Annotated in this window: 16 protein-coding genes and 2 tRNA genes; 14 read left to right on the top strand and 4 right to left on the bottom strand. The window is 58.4% G+C overall.

The window, feature by feature from the left end; all coding sequences use genetic code 11:
* Window positions 1–4 precede the first annotated feature (4 nt).
* On the bottom strand, window positions 5–895 hold the full coding sequence (ispA, locus tag E5E97_RS22330) for a (2E,6E)-farnesyl diphosphate synthase (RefSeq protein WP_139704818.1): 891 nt from the start codon (window positions 893–895) through the stop codon (window positions 5–7).
* Complete coding sequence (gene xseB, locus E5E97_RS22325) at window positions 896–1147, bottom strand: exodeoxyribonuclease VII small subunit (RefSeq protein ID WP_016351725.1); 252 nt, start codon at window positions 1145–1147, stop codon at window positions 896–898.
* 220 nt (window positions 1148–1367) lie between these two features.
* Here xseB and pomA point away from each other — a divergent pair, with 220 nt between their 5' ends.
* The 3 genes from pomA (at window position 1368) to greA (ending at window position 3665) form a co-directional block, all read left to right on the top strand.
* Complete coding sequence (pomA, locus tag E5E97_RS22320; protein WP_011707085.1) at window positions 1368–2126, top strand: flagellar motor protein PomA; 759 nt, start codon at window positions 1368–1370, stop codon at window positions 2124–2126.
* Between the two features lie 8 nt (window positions 2127–2134).
* Complete coding sequence (locus tag E5E97_RS22315; RefSeq protein ID WP_171281124.1) at window positions 2135–3034, top strand: flagellar motor protein MotB; 900 nt, start codon at window positions 2135–2137, stop codon at window positions 3032–3034.
* Window positions 3035–3188: 154 nt separating this feature from the next.
* Window positions 3189–3665 carry a transcription elongation factor GreA gene (greA, locus tag E5E97_RS22310; RefSeq protein WP_011707083.1) on the top strand — a complete coding sequence of 159 codons (477 nt, stop codon included), beginning with the start codon at window positions 3189–3191 and terminating at the stop codon, window positions 3663–3665.
* Between the two features lie 47 nt (window positions 3666–3712).
* On the opposite strand, the gene E5E97_RS22305 is transcribed toward greA, so the two are convergent.
* Entirely contained in the window at window positions 3713–4306 is a 594-nt protein-coding gene (locus E5E97_RS22305; protein WP_171281123.1) for a PilZ domain-containing protein, read from the bottom strand.
* A 104-nt stretch (window positions 4307–4410) separates the two neighbouring features.
* A complete protein-coding gene (yhbY, locus tag E5E97_RS22300; RefSeq protein ID WP_005298134.1) occupies window positions 4411–4707 on the bottom strand; it encodes a ribosome assembly RNA-binding protein YhbY in 297 nt (98 codons plus the stop codon).
* Window positions 4708–4804: 97 nt separating this feature from the next.
* On the opposite strand from yhbY, the gene rlmE reads away from it, so the two are divergent.
* The 11 genes from rlmE to infB all read left to right on the top strand — a co-directional run bounded on the left by rlmE (window position 4805) and on the right by infB (window position 16029).
* Window positions 4805–5434, top strand: a complete 630-nt coding sequence (gene rlmE / locus E5E97_RS22295; RefSeq protein ID WP_011707081.1) for a 23S rRNA (uridine(2552)-2'-O)-methyltransferase RlmE — start codon at window positions 4805–4807, stop codon at window positions 5432–5434.
* A gap of 45 nt (window positions 5435–5479) precedes the next feature.
* On the top strand, window positions 5480–7429 hold the full coding sequence (ftsH, locus tag E5E97_RS22290; protein WP_011707080.1) for an ATP-dependent zinc metalloprotease FtsH: 1950 nt from the start codon (window positions 5480–5482) through the stop codon (window positions 7427–7429).
* A 62-nt stretch (window positions 7430–7491) separates the two neighbouring features.
* Window positions 7492–8337: a dihydropteroate synthase gene (folP, locus tag E5E97_RS22285; RefSeq protein ID WP_045789159.1), complete on the top strand. Its 846-nt coding sequence runs from the start codon at window positions 7492–7494 to the stop codon at window positions 8335–8337.
* A 16-nt stretch (window positions 8338–8353) separates the two neighbouring features.
* A complete protein-coding gene (gene glmM, locus E5E97_RS22280) occupies window positions 8354–9688 on the top strand; it encodes a phosphoglucosamine mutase (protein WP_171281122.1) in 1335 nt (444 codons plus the stop codon).
* Window positions 9689–9819: 131 nt separating this feature from the next.
* The gene (gene tpiA / locus E5E97_RS22275; protein WP_171281121.1) at window positions 9820–10584 is read left to right on the top strand and encodes a triose-phosphate isomerase; all 765 of its coding nucleotides are present in this window, start codon (window positions 9820–9822) and stop codon (window positions 10582–10584) included.
* A complete protein-coding gene (secG, locus tag E5E97_RS22270; RefSeq protein ID WP_010633113.1) occupies window positions 10585–10911 on the top strand; it encodes a preprotein translocase subunit SecG in 327 nt (108 codons plus the stop codon).
* Window positions 10912–10918: 7 nt separating this feature from the next.
* Window positions 10919–11003 (top strand) — tRNA-Leu (locus tag E5E97_RS22265).
* Between the two features lie 92 nt (window positions 11004–11095).
* Window positions 11096–11172: transfer RNA gene (locus E5E97_RS22260), tRNA-Met, on the top strand.
* A 167-nt stretch (window positions 11173–11339) separates the two neighbouring features.
* Window positions 11340–11798: a ribosome maturation factor RimP gene (gene rimP / locus E5E97_RS22255; protein ID WP_016351719.1), complete on the top strand. Its 459-nt coding sequence runs from the start codon at window positions 11340–11342 to the stop codon at window positions 11796–11798.
* Between the two features lie 14 nt (window positions 11799–11812).
* A complete protein-coding gene (gene nusA, locus E5E97_RS22250) occupies window positions 11813–13315 on the top strand; it encodes a transcription termination factor NusA (RefSeq protein WP_011707075.1) in 1503 nt (500 codons plus the stop codon).
* 20 nt (window positions 13316–13335) lie between these two features.
* A complete protein-coding gene (gene infB, locus E5E97_RS22245; RefSeq protein WP_016351718.1) occupies window positions 13336–16029 on the top strand; it encodes a translation initiation factor IF-2 in 2694 nt (897 codons plus the stop codon).
* The last annotated feature ends 35 nt before the right edge of the window (window positions 16030–16064 follow it).

Raw genomic sequence — 16064 nt, 5'->3', positions numbered from 1 at the left:
GCGTTTAGTGGGTTCGCTCGATGATGTAATCGGCAAACGCTTCCAGAATGTCGGTATTGTAGGGCAAAGATTGCAAGGCTGTTAAGGCTTTACCATGCAGTTCGCGAGCCAGCTCACGGGCATTGTCGAGCCCCAGCAGTGCCGGATAGGTACTCTTTTCCAGCGCCAGATCGGAACCTTGCCGCTTGCCGAGGGTGGCGGTATCGCCCGTGATGTCGAGGATGTCATCCTGCACCTGGAAGGCGAGACCGATGGCGGCGGCATAGGTTTGCAGCGCGCTCAGGGTGGTTTCATCCACGTCGGCCTTGCACAGGGCGCCAAGCGCCACGGCGCACTCGATGAGAGCCCCGGTCTTGTGGCGGTGTACCTGTTCCAGCTCGGCGAGGGAAATCTGGCGCCCTTCCGCCTGCAGATCCAGTGCCTGACCACCGCACATGCCGAGATAACCCGAGGCGCGGGCCAGCCGGCTTAGCATCCGTACCCGGTTGGCCAGCAGCGCGTCCGGCATCGGGTGATCGGCCAGAATGGTGAAGGCCAGGGTTTGCAGGGCATCGCCGGCCAAAATGGCGGTGCCTTCATCGAATGCCTTGTGCACCGTCGGCTGACCGCGACGCAGATCGTCGTTGTCCATGGCAGGCAGATCGTCGTGCAGCAGGGAGTAGGCGTGGATGCACTCCACCGCGGCGGCCGGGCCGTCCAGCAGCTCGTTCTTTACGCCCAGCATCTCGCCGACGGCGTAGACCAGGAAGGGGCGTACCCGCTTGCCGCCCAGCAGCAGGCCGTAGCGCATGGCATCGCGCAGGCGGGGGGCCATGGCAGGCAAGGATTCAAGTTGTGCAGACAGACAGTCGTCAATACGTTGCCGGTGCAGGCGGGAAAAATCGTCCAGCGTCACTCACTCCTCTCCTTGCTCTGGCTGGAAGGGGACGGCTTGCTCGCTGCCATCGGCCTGAGTCAGCAGGATCTGGATCTTCTGCTCGGCCTGCTCCAGCTTCTGCTGGCCGGCCCGCACCAGATGAATGCCCTGCTCAAACTGCTTGAGGGCCTCTTCCAGCGGCAGGGAGCCCTGTTCCAGTTGATGAACTATGGTTTCCAGCTCTTCCAGAGTGGCATCAAAACTCAGGCGGTCGATTTTTTTACTGGCCATGTCCATCCTCGGGGATTGAAAAAAACGGCTTATCTTAGCATCGACGACGGGCAGGGGGGAGGCAGAAAAATGCCGTCGGCTTAAACTCTCGGAAAAGTGGCCGATAATAAGCCATCTTCCGAACGGGGAAAATTGTGGCAACCCTTGCCGCTGATGAGCCAATAGCAGAAAATTCAACAAACTGCAGATACAACAAATTTCAGCTGACAGGAGTAGGGATGTGGATTTAGGCAGTCTGATAGGCATAGTGCTGGGGTTCGGGGTGGTGGTGTACGGCATGCTGCTGGGTGGCCCCATGAGCATGTATGTGGATATGCCCTCGGTCTATATCACCATTTTGGGTTCTCTGTTCATCTGCATGATGAAGTTCAACCTCGGCCAGTTTCTGATGGCGTTCAAGGTGGCCGGCAAGGCATTCATGTACAAGGGGGACAAGCTCGATGACCTGATTGCCAAGGCGGTGGAGCTGGCGGACGCGGCCCGCAAGGGGGGCTTCCTGGCCCTGGAGGCGGCGGAGATCCCCAATACCTTCATGAAGAAGGGCATCGACATGCTGGTGGATGGCCATGACGCCGACGTGGTACGGGCCGTGATGGAGAAGGACATCGAACTGACCTCGGAGCGCCACGTCATCGCCGTCAAGGTGTTCCGCTCCCTGGGGGATCTCGGCCCCGCCATGGGGATGATAGGTACCCTGGTGGGCCTGGTGGCCATGCTGGCCAACATGAGCGATCCCAAGTCCATCGGCCCTGCCATGGCGGTGGCCTTGCTCACCACCCTGTACGGGGCGATCGAGGCCAACATGATCGCCATCCCCATCGCCGACAAGCTGGAGCTGCGCAGCGGTGAGGAGCAGCTGAGCCGTACCCTGATCCTCGACGCCATCATGGGCATTCAGGATGGCCAGAACCCGCGGGTGATCCAGGCCATGCTGCAGAACTACCTGAACCAGTCCAAACGCAACAACGGGACCGAATAGGAGCGCGCATGGCAAAGTGCAAATGCCCACCTCCCGGTCTGCCCGGCTATATGGGAACCTTCGCCGACCTGATGTCGCTGCTGATGTGCTTCTTCGTGCTGCTGCTCTCGTTTGCCGAGATGGACGTGCAGAAGTTCAAGCAGATTGCCGGCTCCATGGAGAAGGCGTTCGGGGTGCAGAATATTCTCGAGGTGAAGGACATCCCCAAAGGAACCTCCGTCATCGCCCAGGAGTTCAGGCCGGGTCGCCCGGAGCCGACCCCCATCGATACCATCATGCAGCAGACCATGGACATGACCCAGACCGAGCTGGATTTTCAGCCCGGCGATGTCGATCAGGCCGGCGGTCATGACAAGAGTGAAGAGAAGCTGGTGGGGGGCGACACCCAGCAGGAGGCGCAGAAACAACAGCAGCAGGAGCAGTCCAACGCGCTGGCCAAGGCGCTGGCGGATCAGATGAAGGCGCAGATCCAGGATGGCGCCATCGAAGTGGAAGCGCTGGGCCAGCAGATCATCATCCGGATCCGGGAAAAAGCGGCCTTCCCGGCGGGTTCCGCCTTCCTGCAGCCCCAGTTCTGGCCGGTGGTGCGCAAGGTGGCGGCTCTGCTCAAGGATGTGCCCGGCGAGATCACCGTCTCGGGCCATACCGATGATGCTGCCACCGAGGATGAGCTGTTCCAGTCCAACTGGGAGCTCTCTTCCCAGCGGGCGGTGGCGGTCGCCCACCAGATGATCAAGGTGCCGGGCTTTGATGGCGGCCGGCTGGTGGTACAGGGCATGGCCGATTCCCAGCCGCTGGTGCCCAATACCAGCCCGGAAAACCGGCGCATGAACCGGCGGGTGGAGATCTCCATCATGCAGGGCAAACCGACGGTGTCAGCCCCGATCAGCGCGCAGGAGCAGAAATAGTTCCGGCAAATTCTGATGAGAAAGCGCGATCCCGCTCGCAGGGACTGACATGGATTTTGTGCCGGCTTCATATTAAGATGCCTCATCCGAACCGACAGCTGCGGCTCTCTCTGATAGCCGCAGCTTCTCTTTTCAAGCAACCCAGGTTTCGACTATGAATCATACTCCGATGACTGTTCGCGGCGCTGAAAAGCTGCGTGAAGAGCTCGAATATCTCAAGACCGAGCTGCGTCCGCAGATTATCGAAGCGATTGCAGATGCCCGTGAACATGGTGATCTGAAAGAAAACGCCGAATACCATGCTGCCCGCGAGCAGCAAGGCTTCTGTGAAGGCCGTATCCAGGAAATCGAGAGCAAGCTCTCCAACGCCCAGGTGATCGATATCACCAAGATGACCAACAATGGGCGCGTCATCTTCGGGGCAACCGTGACTCTGCTCAAGAGCGAGACGGAAGAAGAGGTGGTCTACCGTATCGTGGGCGACGACGAGGCGGACATCAAACAGAACATGATCTCCGTGAATTCCCCCATCGCCCGTGCCCTGATCGGCAAGGAAGTGGACGATGTGGCCATCGTCAAGACGCCGGCAGGCGATGTGGAGTACGAGATCCTGGAAGTTGCCTACCTCTGAGGTAGCTTGATGCCAGAACAGGGGAGCCCCGGCTCCCCTGTTTGTATTTAGCGGGGCTGGTAAGCTTGGGTGAAGGCGTCCTGGTGACGCTGGAACATCCAGTTGCGCAGCAGTTCAAGGTCCGGTTTGGCCATCTGGAAATGCAGTGCCCAGCCCTGAATGCCGTTGCGACGATGAATGTGCCTGACCAGCTCTGCGCTGAGCGGCAGGGGGGCGAGATCCTCGATGAGCAGGCTGCCCGTCAAGGTGGCACCGACGGCCAGCCCGGGCGGCAGGCCCTCGACGACCAGACCATCGAGCGACAGGCTGTGCACCAGATACTCATGTTCACCCATCCTGAAGCTGGCCTGCTCGTCCAGCCGCCAGGTGCGCGGATGGGGATAACCCAGCTCCTTGATGACGGGGGCGGCGATGCGTGGCTCGACGAAGCCATCATCCCCTTGAGTGAAGCGCAGCGGAAAACGGAGCTGATGCCCGGCAAAACTGGCTTCCAGCACCAGCTGGTCGGCGCGTTGCAGCAGGCCTAGCAGGGGAGTGGCGAGATAACCGCTCAGGGATTGACCGGCGGCCGTCTCCTGATCGCTTCCCAAGTCCCGTAGCATGGCCAGTTCATCTTCGGTGAGAATCTGATGGTGATCCATAGCGGGTATCCACGAGTATTCATCGCAGGTTAAGGGCCTGGCGACTACTTTGGCAAGCGACTTGGGAAGAGGGGAAATGAAGGAAAGAGCGATGCTCTTTCCTGTTACTTGCGGGGCAGTTGGATTTTCGGCTCGTTGGCCTGACGATAGATGGTCAGCACGTGGCCGATGCTCTGTACTTTCACCGCGCCGGTTTCACGGACGATGGCATCCATAACCAGCTGTTTCATCTCACGATCTTCAGACGCAACCTTAACCTTGATCAGCTCGTGGTGGTTGAGCGCCAGATCGATCTCGGCCAGCACACCTTCGGTCAGACCGTGTTGTCCCAGCAGGACGACCGGCTTCAGACTGTGGGCAAGGCCCTTGAGGTACTGTTTCTGTTTATTGTTGAGAATCATGGCAATTTCTTCATAAGTCAGGGTTGAAAGGGGCGTATTCTACCCCCACTTAGCCCTTAATACTAATAACCCTTGTGGTTTTTTAAAGTCGACGATCATGACCCAGAAAAAACATTCCCCCAGTTCAACCCGCTGGTTAAAAGAGCATTTTGACGATCAATACGTCAAAAAAGCCCAGAAGTTGGGACTGAGATCCCGTGCCGTGTTCAAGATCGACGAGATCCAGGGCAAGGACAAACTGCTCAAACCGGGCATGACGGTGGTGGATCTGGGGGCGGCCCCCGGTGGCTGGTCCCAGTTTGCCATCGACCAGGTCGGTGACAAGGGCCGGGTGATCGCCTGCGATATTCTGCCGATGGATTCCATCGCCGGTGTCGATTTCCTTCAGGGCGACTTTCGGGAGGAAACTGTACTGGGCGCTCTGCTTGAACGGGTTGGTCCGGACAAGGTTGACGTCGTCATGTCCGACATGGCGCCCAACATGAGCGGTACCCAGCAGGTGGATCAGGCCCGTTCCATGTATCTGGTCGAACTGGCGCTGGACATGTGCAATCAGGTCCTGCGTGCCAACGGCAGCTTCGTGGTCAAGGTGTTCCAGGGGGAGGGGTTTGATATCTATCTCAATGAAATCCGTAAACTTTTCACTGCCGTCAAGATTCGTAAACCAGACTCGTCTCGTGCCCGTTCACGAGAAGTCTACATTGTGGCTACCGGTTTTAAACTGTAGTACCCTAACCTTCATCGTTAACTGTCAGTCTGCGAGGTTACTGATTTGAGTGACATGGCGAAAAACCTAATCCTGTGGCTGGTCATCGCCGTCGTGTTGATGTCGGTGTTCAATAGCTTCAGCCCCAGCGATACCACCAGTCGCCAGCTGGACTATTCCAGCTTCGTTAAAGAAGTGACCCAAGAGCAGATCCGTGAAGTGCGGATGGATGGCAAGGTCATTAATGGCGTCAAGCGCACCGGTGAACGCTTCACCACCATCATCCCGGCGCCGGATCCCCAGCTGCTCAACGACATGCTCAATCACAATGTCAAAGTGATGGGCGAGAAGCCGGAAGAGCCGTCTCTGCTGACGTCCATCTTCATATCCTGGTTCCCGATGCTGCTGCTGATCGGTGTCTGGGTCTTCTTCATGCGTCAAATGCAGGGCGGTGGTGGCAAGGGTGCCATGTCGTTCGGCAAGAGCAAGGCTCGCCTGATGAGTGAAGATCAGATCAAGACCACCTTTGCCGACGTGGCTGGCTGTGACGAGGCCAAGGAAGAGGTGAAGGAGCTGGTCGACTATCTGCGCGATCCGAGCAAGTTCCAGAAACTGGGCGGCAAGATCCCGACTGGCGTGCTGCTGGTTGGTCCTCCCGGTACCGGTAAGACCCTGCTGGCCAAGGCCATTGCGGGCGAGGCCAAGGTGCCCTTCTTTACCATTTCGGGTTCTGATTTCGTCGAAATGTTCGTGGGTGTCGGTGCCTCCCGGGTACGCGACATGTTCGAGCAGGCCAAGAAGTCTTCTCCCTGCATCATCTTCATCGACGAGATCGATGCGGTCGGCCGCCAGCGTGGCGCCGGTCTGGGCGGTGGTCATGACGAGCGTGAGCAGACCCTGAACCAGATGCTGGTCGAAATGGATGGTTTTGAAGGCAATGAAGGCATCATCGTCATCGCCGCCACCAACCGTCCTGACGTACTGGACCCGGCCTTGCTGCGTCCGGGTCGTTTTGACCGCCAGGTTGTGGTCGGTCTGCCGGATGTGCGTGGTCGCGAACAGATCCTGAAAGTGCACATGCGCAAGGTGCCGCTGGCGGATGATGTCAATCCGGCGCTGATTGCCCGCGGTACCCCCGGTTTCTCTGGTGCTGATCTGGCCAACCTGGTCAACGAAGCCGCCCTGTTCTCGGCCCGCGAGAGCCGTCGCGTGGTCTCCATGGCCGAGTTTGAAAAGGCCAAGGACAAGATCATGATGGGTGCGGAACGTCGCTCCATGGTGATGAAAGAGTCCGAGAAAGAGATGACGGCCTATCACGAAGCCGGCCACGCCATCATTGGTCGTCTGGTGCCGGATCATGACCCCGTCTACAAGGTCTCCATCATTCCGCGCGGTCGTGCGCTGGGTGTGACCATGTACCTGCCGGAGCAGGATCGCTGGAGCCACTCCAAGCAGCATCTGGAGTCCATGATCTCCAGCCTGTACGGCGGCCGTCTGGCGGAAGAGCTGATCTACGGTGCCGAGAAGGTATCGACCGGTGCGTCCAACGACATTGAGCGCGCCACCGACATAGCTCGCAAGATGGTGACTCAGTGGGGTATGTCCGAGCGTCTCGGCCCCATGCTCTACGCGGAAGAAGATGGCGAGGTGTTCCTCGGTCGCAGCATGGCCAAGGCCAAGCACATGTCCGATGATACTGCGCGCGTCATCGATGCCGAGGTCAAGCAGGTCATCGATCGCAACTACGCCCGCTCCAAGCAGATCCTGCTGGACAACATGGACGTGCTGCACAGCATGAAAGATGCGCTGATGAAGTACGAGACCATCGATGCCAAGCAGATCGATGATCTGATGGCTCGCCGCGAGGTGCGTGCCCCCAGCAACTGGCATGATGAGCACGGTGATACCCCGCAAGGCGGTGCCACGGTTGCAGCAGAAGCCAAGCCGGCGGTAGCCGAGACCGAGCAGGTGGCTGATGTCGATATCGATAAGGCCAACGATCTGCCGGCCAAATAAATCGTGATGATACAAACCCCGGGCTGGCCCCGGGGTTTTTCTTTATATCAACGGAAGTAACGATGCAGCTAACCAGCAAGGGGCTTAGCCTCTCCCTCGAACGTCCCCACGTCATGGGGATCCTCAATGTGACACCGGACTCCTTTTCCGACGGCGGTCATTTCAATCAGCTGGAGCGGGCGATGACCCATGCGCGCCAGATGGTGGCGGAGGGGGCGACCCTCATCGACATCGGTGGTGAGTCGACCCGTCCCGGTGCTCCCGATGTGAGCGAGCAGGAGGAGCTGGACAGAGTCATTCCCGTGGTGGAGCGCATGGTCGCCGAGTTGGAGGTGATGATCTCCCTGGATACCTCCAAGGCGGCGGTGATGCGGGAAGGCTGCGCGGCGGGTGCCCATCTTATCAACGACGTACGAGCCCTGCTCGAGCCGGGGGCCCTGGCCGCGGCCGCCGTTGCCGACGTTCCGGTGTGCCTGATGCACATGCAGGGACAGCCGAGAACCATGCAGGCAGAGCCGTATTATGACGATCTGCTGGGGGAGGTGAGGGCTTTCTTCGACGAGCGGATCGCCGCCTGTCTGGCAGCGGGAATACGGAGGGAGCAGTTGTTGCTGGACCCCGGTTACGGTTTTGGCAAGACGCTCGCGCACAACTATCAGCTGCTTGCCCAGCAGGAGAAGTTGCTCGATTACCAGCTTCCGCTCTTGGTCGGTATGTCGCGAAAGTCTATGATAGGCAACCTGCTTGGCTGCCCGGTTGATGAACGGCTGGCCGGCAGTCTGGCCTGTGCGCTCATCGGGATGCAGCGCGGTGCCCGGATCATTCGGGTGCACGATGTGCGAGCGACCATGGATGCCTTGCGTACCGGCTGGATGGTCATGACGGGACAAGATTTCATATCCAAATAAAAAACGAGAACAGACAATGGCAAGAAAGTATTTTGGCACCGACGGTGTACGCGGCAAGGTGGGTGAATACCCGATCACCCCGGATTTCGTGATGAAACTGGGCTGGGCTGCGGGCAAGGTGCTCTCCAAGAAGGGTACTCGCAAGGTGCTGATCGGCAAGGATACCCGCATCTCCGGCTACATGCTGGAGTCCGCACTGGAGGCGGGTCTGTCCGCCGCGGGTCTCAAGGCCATTCTGATGGGCCCCATGCCCACCCCGGCCGTCGCCTACCTGACCCGCACCTTCCGGGCCGAAGCCGGCATCGTCATCAGCGCTTCCCACAACCCCTATTACGACAACGGCATCAAGTTCTTCTCCGCCGACGGTACCAAGCTGCCTGACGAAGTCGAGATGGCCATCGAAGCCGAGCTGGACCACGAGCTCAAGTGCGTGGAGTCCGCCGAGCTTGGCAAGGCCCTGCGCATCGATGATGCCGCCGGTCGTTACATCGAATTCTGCAAGAGCACTTTTCCCTCCAATCTGAGCCTGGAAGGGCTGAAGATGGTGGTTGACTGTGGTCATGGTGCGACCTACCACATTGCGCCTTCCGTGTTCCGCGAGCTGGGGGCTGAAGTGATCGCCATCGGCTGCAGCCCGGATGGTCTCAACATCAACGACGGTGTCGGTTCGACCGCCCCCGAATCCCTGGCGGCCAAGGTGCTGGAGTGCAAGGCAGATCTGGGGGTGGCCTTCGATGGTGATGGCGACCGTCTGGTGATGGTGGACAACACCGGCTATATCATCGACGGCGATGAAATCCTCTACATCATCGCCCGCGATGCACTGCGCAACGGTCGCCTCAAGGGCGGTGTGGTGGGCACCCTGATGGCCAACATGGGTCTGGAACTGGCGCTGCAGACTCTCGGCATCCCGTTCGCCCGTGCCAAGGTGGGCGACCGCTACGTGCTGGAGATGATGAACGAGAAGGGCTGGCGCATCGGCGGCGAGAATTCCGGTCACATCATCTGCCTGGATCAGACCACTACCGGGGATGGCATCGTCGCCGCCCTGCAGGTACTGACTGCCATCTGCACTGCCGAGATGCCGCTGGCCAAGCTGCGCTCCGGCATGAACAAGTTCCCGCAGGTGCTGGTCAATGTGCGCTTTGCCGAAGGCAAGGACCCGCTGGCGGCCGACGCCGTGCAGCAGGAAGTGGCCAAGGTGGAACAGGAGCTGGCTGGTCGTGGCCGTGTGCTGCTGCGCAAATCAGGCACCGAACCCCTGATCCGCGTGATGGTGGAAGGGGAACATGAACAGCAGGTGCGTGATATGGCCCAACGCATCGCACAACAGGTTGAATCGGCGTTTTAATGAACAAAAAGGGCGGCTTTTAAGCCGCCCTGGTTGTATCTTGTTCAAACGATTCGAAAGTTTGAAAATAGCGCTTGTCAGCTGACAATCCTCTGGATATTATCAGCCCCGCTTTCGCAAGGGAGTTGCCGATGGGACATCGCAAGCCGTTTGTAGCAGCCAACTGGAAGTTACACGGTAGTAGGTCGCAGTTAGAGCAGTTTACCGGTCAATGTCTGAAGGACGTTGATGAACGAGTAGACGTGGTCTTGTGTCCATCCCATGTGCATCTCGACTTTACGGCCGCACTGCTCGGTGAGCAGCGGGCAATGAAGTTGGGGGCTCAGAACGTGAGCCAGCACAGACAGGGCGCTTACACGGGGGAAATCTCGTGTCAGATGCTGGTCGAGGCAGGGTGTCGATACGTACTGGTAGGGCACTCCGAGCGCAGGCGTCTCTTTGGTGAGACCAGTTTTATCGTCGCAGAGAAGTTTGCGGCAGCCAGAGCGGCAGGTCTGATTCCCATCCTCTGTTTGGGTGAATCAGGGGCTGCGAGGCAGGCGAGAAGAACTTTCGAGGTGATCGCCGAAGAGCTGGACATCGTCATAGAGAAAAATGGCGCGATGGCTTTCGATAATGCTATCATCGCCTACGAGCCGATTTGGGCTGTAGGTACAGGTAAGTGCGCCACACCCGAGCAGGCACAAGAGGTTCATTCCTTTATACGTGGTCGCTTGGCGGAGGATACTCCGGTCATAGGTGAGAAAGTCAGAATCATCTATGGTGGGAGCGTGACGCCGGCCAATGCGAGAGAGTTGTTTGCCCAGCCCGACGTTGACGGCGGCCTGATTGGTGGAGCAAGTCTCGATGACCAGACGTTTTTAGGAATTGTTGAAGCGGCAAAGGGTGCAAGTTAAATGTACGAGATTCTTTTGGTCGTTTATCTGCTGGTGTCACTGGCTCTGATTGGTCTGGTGATGATTCAGCAAGGTAAAGGGGCTGACATGGGCGCCTCCTTCGGCGCAGGGGCATCGAATACCGTATTCGGCTCCGGTGGTTCAGGCAGCTTCCTGACCCGCACAACAGCGATTTTGGCTACTCTGTTCTTCTTGATTAGCTTGGTGCTTGGCTCTATGTCCAGCAACAAGGTCAAACAGGGTAGTGAATGGGAAAATCTGCAACAAACCCAACAGGTTGAGCAGAGCAAAGCGCCAGTCAAGAAAGACACTGACGTTCCCGAGTAAGAGTTTTGCCGTGGTGGTGGAATTGGTAGACACGCTATCTTGAGGGGGTAGTGCTCTAGGGTGTGCGGGTTCGAGTCCCGCCCACGGCACCAATTAAGCAGTGAGCCCGGGTAACCGGGTGTATTATAGCCAGTCAGTCTTGTGTGACGAGGGTGAAGTGGCTATAATCTCGCACGATTTCGGACGCGGGGTGGAGCAGCATGGTAGCTCGTCGGGCTCATAACCCGAAGGTCGTCGGTTCAAATCCGGCCCCCGCAACCAAATTTCACGCATTTCCTACGCTCAGGAAGGCGGTCGCTGCGAGGCGACAATCAGGGTAAAGCGCCAAGCCCCGATTTGACATCGGGGCTTTTTGTTATGTGCAATTTACTCTGAACTAATTTCTATCTGGGCTTTATGCCCTTTTTTTGTTTTTTCGGAGGGTGACTTTGGCTACGTTGGAACAACGTTTGACCGATCTGCTCGAGGCTCCTGTCGTTGCCTTGGGCTTTGAACTGTGGGGTATTGAGTTTATCCGTGCGGGTAAACACTCCACCTTGCGCGTCTATATCGACGGCGAGCATGGCGTGAGCGTCGAGAACTGTGCTGAGGTCAGCCATCAGGTTGGCGCCATCATGGATGTCGAAGATCCCATCACCGAGGAGTATTACCTCGAGGTGTCTTCCCCGGGTCTGGATCGTCCCCTGTTCAAGGTTGCCCAGTTCGAAAAATACGTTGGCCAAGAGGCGGCGGTAACGCTTCGGATGGCAACAAACAACCGCCGCAAGTTCAAAGGCGTAATCAAAGCTGTGCAGGGCGACATGATCACCCTGACGGTAGATGGTAAGGACGAAGTGTTGGCTTTCACCAATATCCAAAAAGCGAACATAGTGCCGAACTTTGGTTAACGAGGCTATCGGATATGAATAAAGAGATTTTGCTGGTCGTTGACGCAGTTTCCAACGAGAAGGCGGTACCCCGCGAGAAGATTTTCCAGGCTCTGGAAACCGCGTTGGCGACAGCGACCAAGAAAAAGTACGAAGGCGAGATTGAAGTTCGGGTCGAGATCGATCGCAAGACCGGTGACTACGACACTTATCGCCGCTGGGTCGTCATTGCAGATCAAGCTGCGATGGAAAACCCCTACGCCGAGATTACCCTGGAAGCTGCCCAGATCGAGCAGCCAGAAATCCAGATCGGTGAATACGTTGAAGATCAGATCGACTCTGTCACCTTCGACCGCATCACCACCCAGACTGCCAAGCAGGTCATCGTGCAGAAAGTGCGCGAAGCCGAGCGTTCCCAGGTCGTTGACCAGTTCAAGGACAAGGAAGGCACCATCATCAGCGGCGTGGTCAAGAAGAGCAACCGCGACAACGTGATCCTGGATCTGGGCAGCAACGCCGAAGCCGTGATCTTCCGCGACGACATGCTGCCGCGCGAGACCTTCCGCCCGGGTGACCGCATCCGTGGTCTGCTCTACGCCGTGCGTCCGGAAGCCCGTGGTTCCCAGCTGTTCGTCAGCCGTTCCAGCCCGGACTTCCTGAAAGAGCTGTTCCGCATCGAAGTACCGGAAATCGGTGAAGAGATGATCGAAATCATGGGCGCAGCCCGTGATCCGGGTTCTCGCGCCAAGATCGCGGTGAAGACCAACGATCGTCGTATCGACCCGATCGGTGCCTGTATCGGCATGCGTGGTGCCCGTGTTCAGGCGGTCTCCGCCGAGCTGAGCGGTGAGCGCGCCGACATCGTGCTGTACGATGACAACCCGGCCCAGTACGTGATCAATGCCATGGCGCCTGCCGATGTGGCCTCCATCATCGTTGATGAAGACAACCACACCATGGACATCGCCGTGGAAGCCGCCAACCTGGCCCAGGCCATCGGTCGCAACGGTCAGAACGTGCGTCTGGCTTCCCAGCTGACCGGTTGGGAGCTGAACGTGATGACCGTCGAGGACATGCGTGCCAAGCACCAGGCCGAGAACGACCGCATCCTGACGCTGTTCACCAGCACTCTGGACATCGATGACGATTTCGCCAGCCTGTTGATGGAAGAGGGTTTCTCCACTCTGGAAGAGATCGCCTTCGTGCCGGTCAACGAGCTGCTGGCCATCGATGGCCTGGACGAAGACATGGTGGAAGAGCTGCGCAAACGCGCCAAAGATGCTCTGACCACCAAGGCTTTGGCCAAAGAAGAATCCTTTGAAGGTGTAGAACCTTCCGAAGAACTGCTCAATCTGAACGGCCTTGGCCGTGAAATGGCGTACGCACTTGCCGCTCGCGGCATCGGTACCCTGGAAGATTTGGCAGAGCAAGGCATCGATGACCTTGCTGATATTGAAGGGCTGACGGCAGAGAAAGCCGGTGAGCTGATTATGGCTGCTCGTAATATCTGTTGGTTCGGAGAAGAGCAGTCTGAGTAAGATCAAACGGAGGAAAATGAATGGCAGAAGTATCAGTCAAACAACTTGCCACTGACATCGACACACCGGTTGATCGTCTTCTCCAGCAGTTTGTCGATGCCGGTATCAGCAAGAGCAAGGCCGACGACATGGTCAGCGAGTCTGAGAAACAGACACTGCTGGCCCATCTGAAGAAACAGCATGGAGGTGACGAGGTCGCCGCACCTGCCCGCATGACCTTGCAGCGCAAGACCAAGAGCACCATCAGTGTTCAGGGGACTGGCGGCAAGAACAAGGAAGTGCAGGTAGAAGTGCGCAAGTCTCGCACCTATGTAAGACGTTCGGCGCTGGAAGATGAACAGCGCCAGGCGGAAGCCGAGGAAACAGCGCGTTTGGAAGCAGAAGAAAAAGCTCGTCGCGAGGCCGAAGAGAAGGCCCGTCTCGACGCTGAAGAGAAGGCTCGCCGTGAGGCTGAGCAGGCTCGTCGTGAAGCTGAGGAAAAGGCGCGGATCGAGGCACAACAAAAGGCTCGACAGGCTCAACAGCCCGCCAAAGCAGCCGGTAGCACAGCTCAGCAAGAGGCAGAAAAGATGGCCAAGCGCGAAGCAGAAGAACTGAAGCGCCAACAAGAACAAGCAGCCTTGACCAAGGCTGAGGAACTCGCCGCGAAGAAAGCCGAAGAGGCTCGTGTCATGGCGGAACAGAACGCAGCCCGCTGGGCTGAAGAAGAAGCCGCTCGCGCCAAAGAGAGCAGCGATTACCATCTGACCACCAACAAGCACGCTCAGGCGGCTGAAGATGAGTTGGATCGTAAGGAAGAGACCAGCCGCCGCACTGCCGCTGCTGCCAAGGGCCCGAAAAAGGCCGGTCGTCGTGAAGACGATCGCGATGCGCGCAACCCGCGTGCTCGCAAGGGCAAGCGTGGCAAGGTTGCCACTCCGAACGCCATGAAGCACGGCTTCAACAAGCCGGCGGCCGCGGTGAACCGCGACGTGGTGATCGGCGAGACCATCACTGTGGCCGACCTGGCCAACAAGATGGCCGTCAAGGGCGTTGAAGTCATCAAGGTGATGATGAAGATGGGTGCCATGGCCACCATCAACCAGGTGATCGATCAGGAGACCGCTCAGCTGGTCGCCGAGGAGATGGGTCACAAGGTGGTGCTGCGCCGCGAGAACGAGCTGGAAGAGGCGGTACTGTCCGATCGTGACGAGACCTCCGAAGCCAAGCCGCGCGCGCCGGTCGTGACCATCATGGGTCACGTTGACCACGGCAAGACCTCGCTGCTGGACTACATCCGCAAGGCCAAGGTTGCCGCGGGCGAAGCCGGTGGTATTACCCAGCATATCGGTGCTTACCACGTCGAAACCGACAGTGGCATGATCACCTTCCTGGATACCCCGGGTCACGCGGCGTTTACCTCCATGCGTGCTCGTGGTGCCAAGGCGACCGATATCGTGGTGCTGGTCGTTGCTGCCGATGATGGCGTGATGCCGCAAACCATCGAAGCCATCCAGCACGCCAAGGCCGCTGAAGTGCCCTTGGTGGTGGCGGTCAACAAGATCGACAAGCCGGAAGCGGATCCGGATCGCGTGAAGACCGAGCTGGCCCGTTACAACGTCATGTCCGAAGACTGGGGTGGCGATTGCCAGTTCGTCCATGTCTCCGCCAAATCCGGCCAGGGCATCGATGACCTGCTGGAAGCCATCCTGATCCAGTCCGAAGTACTGGAGCTGAAAGCGGTGGTTGACGGCATGGCCAACGGCGTCGTGATCGAGTCCTTCCTGGACAAAGGTCGTGGCCCGGTTGCTACCGTACTGGTACAAGAAGGCACCCTGCGTCAGGGCGACATCGTGCTGTGCGGCCTGGAATATGGTCGTGTCCGTGCCATGCGTGACGAGCTGGGTCGCGAGATCAAGGAAGCGGGTCCGTCCCTGCCGGTGGAAATCCTCGGCCTGTCCGGCGTTCCCTCTGCCGGTGACGAAGCCACTGTCGTGCGTGACGAGAAGAAAGCCCGTGAAGTGGCGCTCTACCGTCAAGGCAAGTTCCGCGAAGTCAAGCTGGCTCGCCAGCAGAAGGCCAAGCTGGAAAACATGTTCGCCAACATGACCGAGGGCGAAGTGTCCGAAGTGAACGTGGTGATCAAGGCCGACGTACAGGGTTCCGTGGAAGCGATCTGCGATGCCCTGGTCAAGCTCTCCACCGACGAAGTGAAGGTGAAGATCGTGGGTTCCGGCGTGGGTGGTATCACCGAGACCGACGCTACCCTGGCTGCCGCGTCCAGCGCCATCCTGGTGGGCTTCAACGTCCGTGCCGATGCCTCTGCACGCAAGGTCATTGAGGCCGAGAGCCTGGATCTGCGTTACTACTCCGTCATCTATGACCTGATCGACGAAGTGAAGCAGGCCATGAGCGGCATGCTGGCCCCCGAGTACCGTCAGGAAATCATCGGTCTGGCCGAAGTGCGCAGCGTGTTCAAGTCACCGAAGTTTGGTGCCGTGGCCGGCTGTATGGTCACCGAGGGTGTGGTCAAGCGTTCCAACCGCATTCGCGTTCTGCGCGACAACGTGGTTATCTATGAAGGCGAGCTGGAATCCCTGCGTCGCTTCAAGGATGACGTCAACGAAGTCAAGAACGGCTACGAGTGTGGTATCGCGGTCAAGAACTACAACGACGTACGCGAAGGCGACCAGATCGAAGTTTACGAGACCGTTGAAATTCAACGGACTCTGTAAGGCTGGAGTCAGATTAAATAGGGGGCCGCGGCCCC

The sequence above is a fragment of the Aeromonas sp. 2692-1 genome (assembly GCF_013085505.1).
Taxonomy (GTDB): Bacteria; Pseudomonadota; Gammaproteobacteria; order Enterobacterales; family Aeromonadaceae; genus Aeromonas; species Aeromonas hydrophila.
This window is presented reverse-complemented; position numbering and strand designations above follow the sequence as displayed.

Excerpts from the sequence above, each read along its gene's own strand:
- xseB (WP_016351725.1), bottom strand. The coding sequence starts at position 1,147 with ATGGCCAGTAAAAAAATCGACCGCCTGAGTTTTGATGCCACTCTGGAA.
- E5E97_RS22315 (WP_171281124.1), top strand. The coding sequence starts at position 2,135 with ATGGCAAAGTGCAAATGCCCACCTCCCGGTCTGCCCGGCTATATGGGA.
- greA (WP_011707083.1), top strand. The coding sequence starts at position 3,189 with ATGAATCATACTCCGATGACTGTTCGCGGCGCTGAAAAGCTGCGTGAA.
- E5E97_RS22305 (WP_171281123.1), bottom strand. The coding sequence starts at position 4,306 with ATGGATCACCATCAGATTCTCACCGAAGATGAACTGGCCATGCTACGG.
- yhbY (WP_005298134.1), bottom strand. The coding sequence starts at position 4,707 with ATGATTCTCAACAATAAACAGAAACAGTACCTCAAGGGCCTTGCCCAC.
- rlmE (WP_011707081.1), top strand. The coding sequence starts at position 4,805 with ATGACCCAGAAAAAACATTCCCCCAGTTCAACCCGCTGGTTAAAAGAG.
- folP (WP_045789159.1), top strand. The coding sequence starts at position 7,492 with ATGCAGCTAACCAGCAAGGGGCTTAGCCTCTCCCTCGAACGTCCCCAC.
- glmM (WP_171281122.1), top strand. The coding sequence starts at position 8,354 with ATGGCAAGAAAGTATTTTGGCACCGACGGTGTACGCGGCAAGGTGGGT.
- tpiA (WP_171281121.1), top strand. The coding sequence starts at position 9,820 with ATGGGACATCGCAAGCCGTTTGTAGCAGCCAACTGGAAGTTACACGGT.
- secG (WP_010633113.1), top strand. The coding sequence starts at position 10,585 with ATGTACGAGATTCTTTTGGTCGTTTATCTGCTGGTGTCACTGGCTCTG.
- nusA (WP_011707075.1), top strand. The coding sequence starts at position 11,813 with ATGAATAAAGAGATTTTGCTGGTCGTTGACGCAGTTTCCAACGAGAAG.
- infB (WP_016351718.1), top strand. The coding sequence starts at position 13,336 with ATGGCAGAAGTATCAGTCAAACAACTTGCCACTGACATCGACACACCG.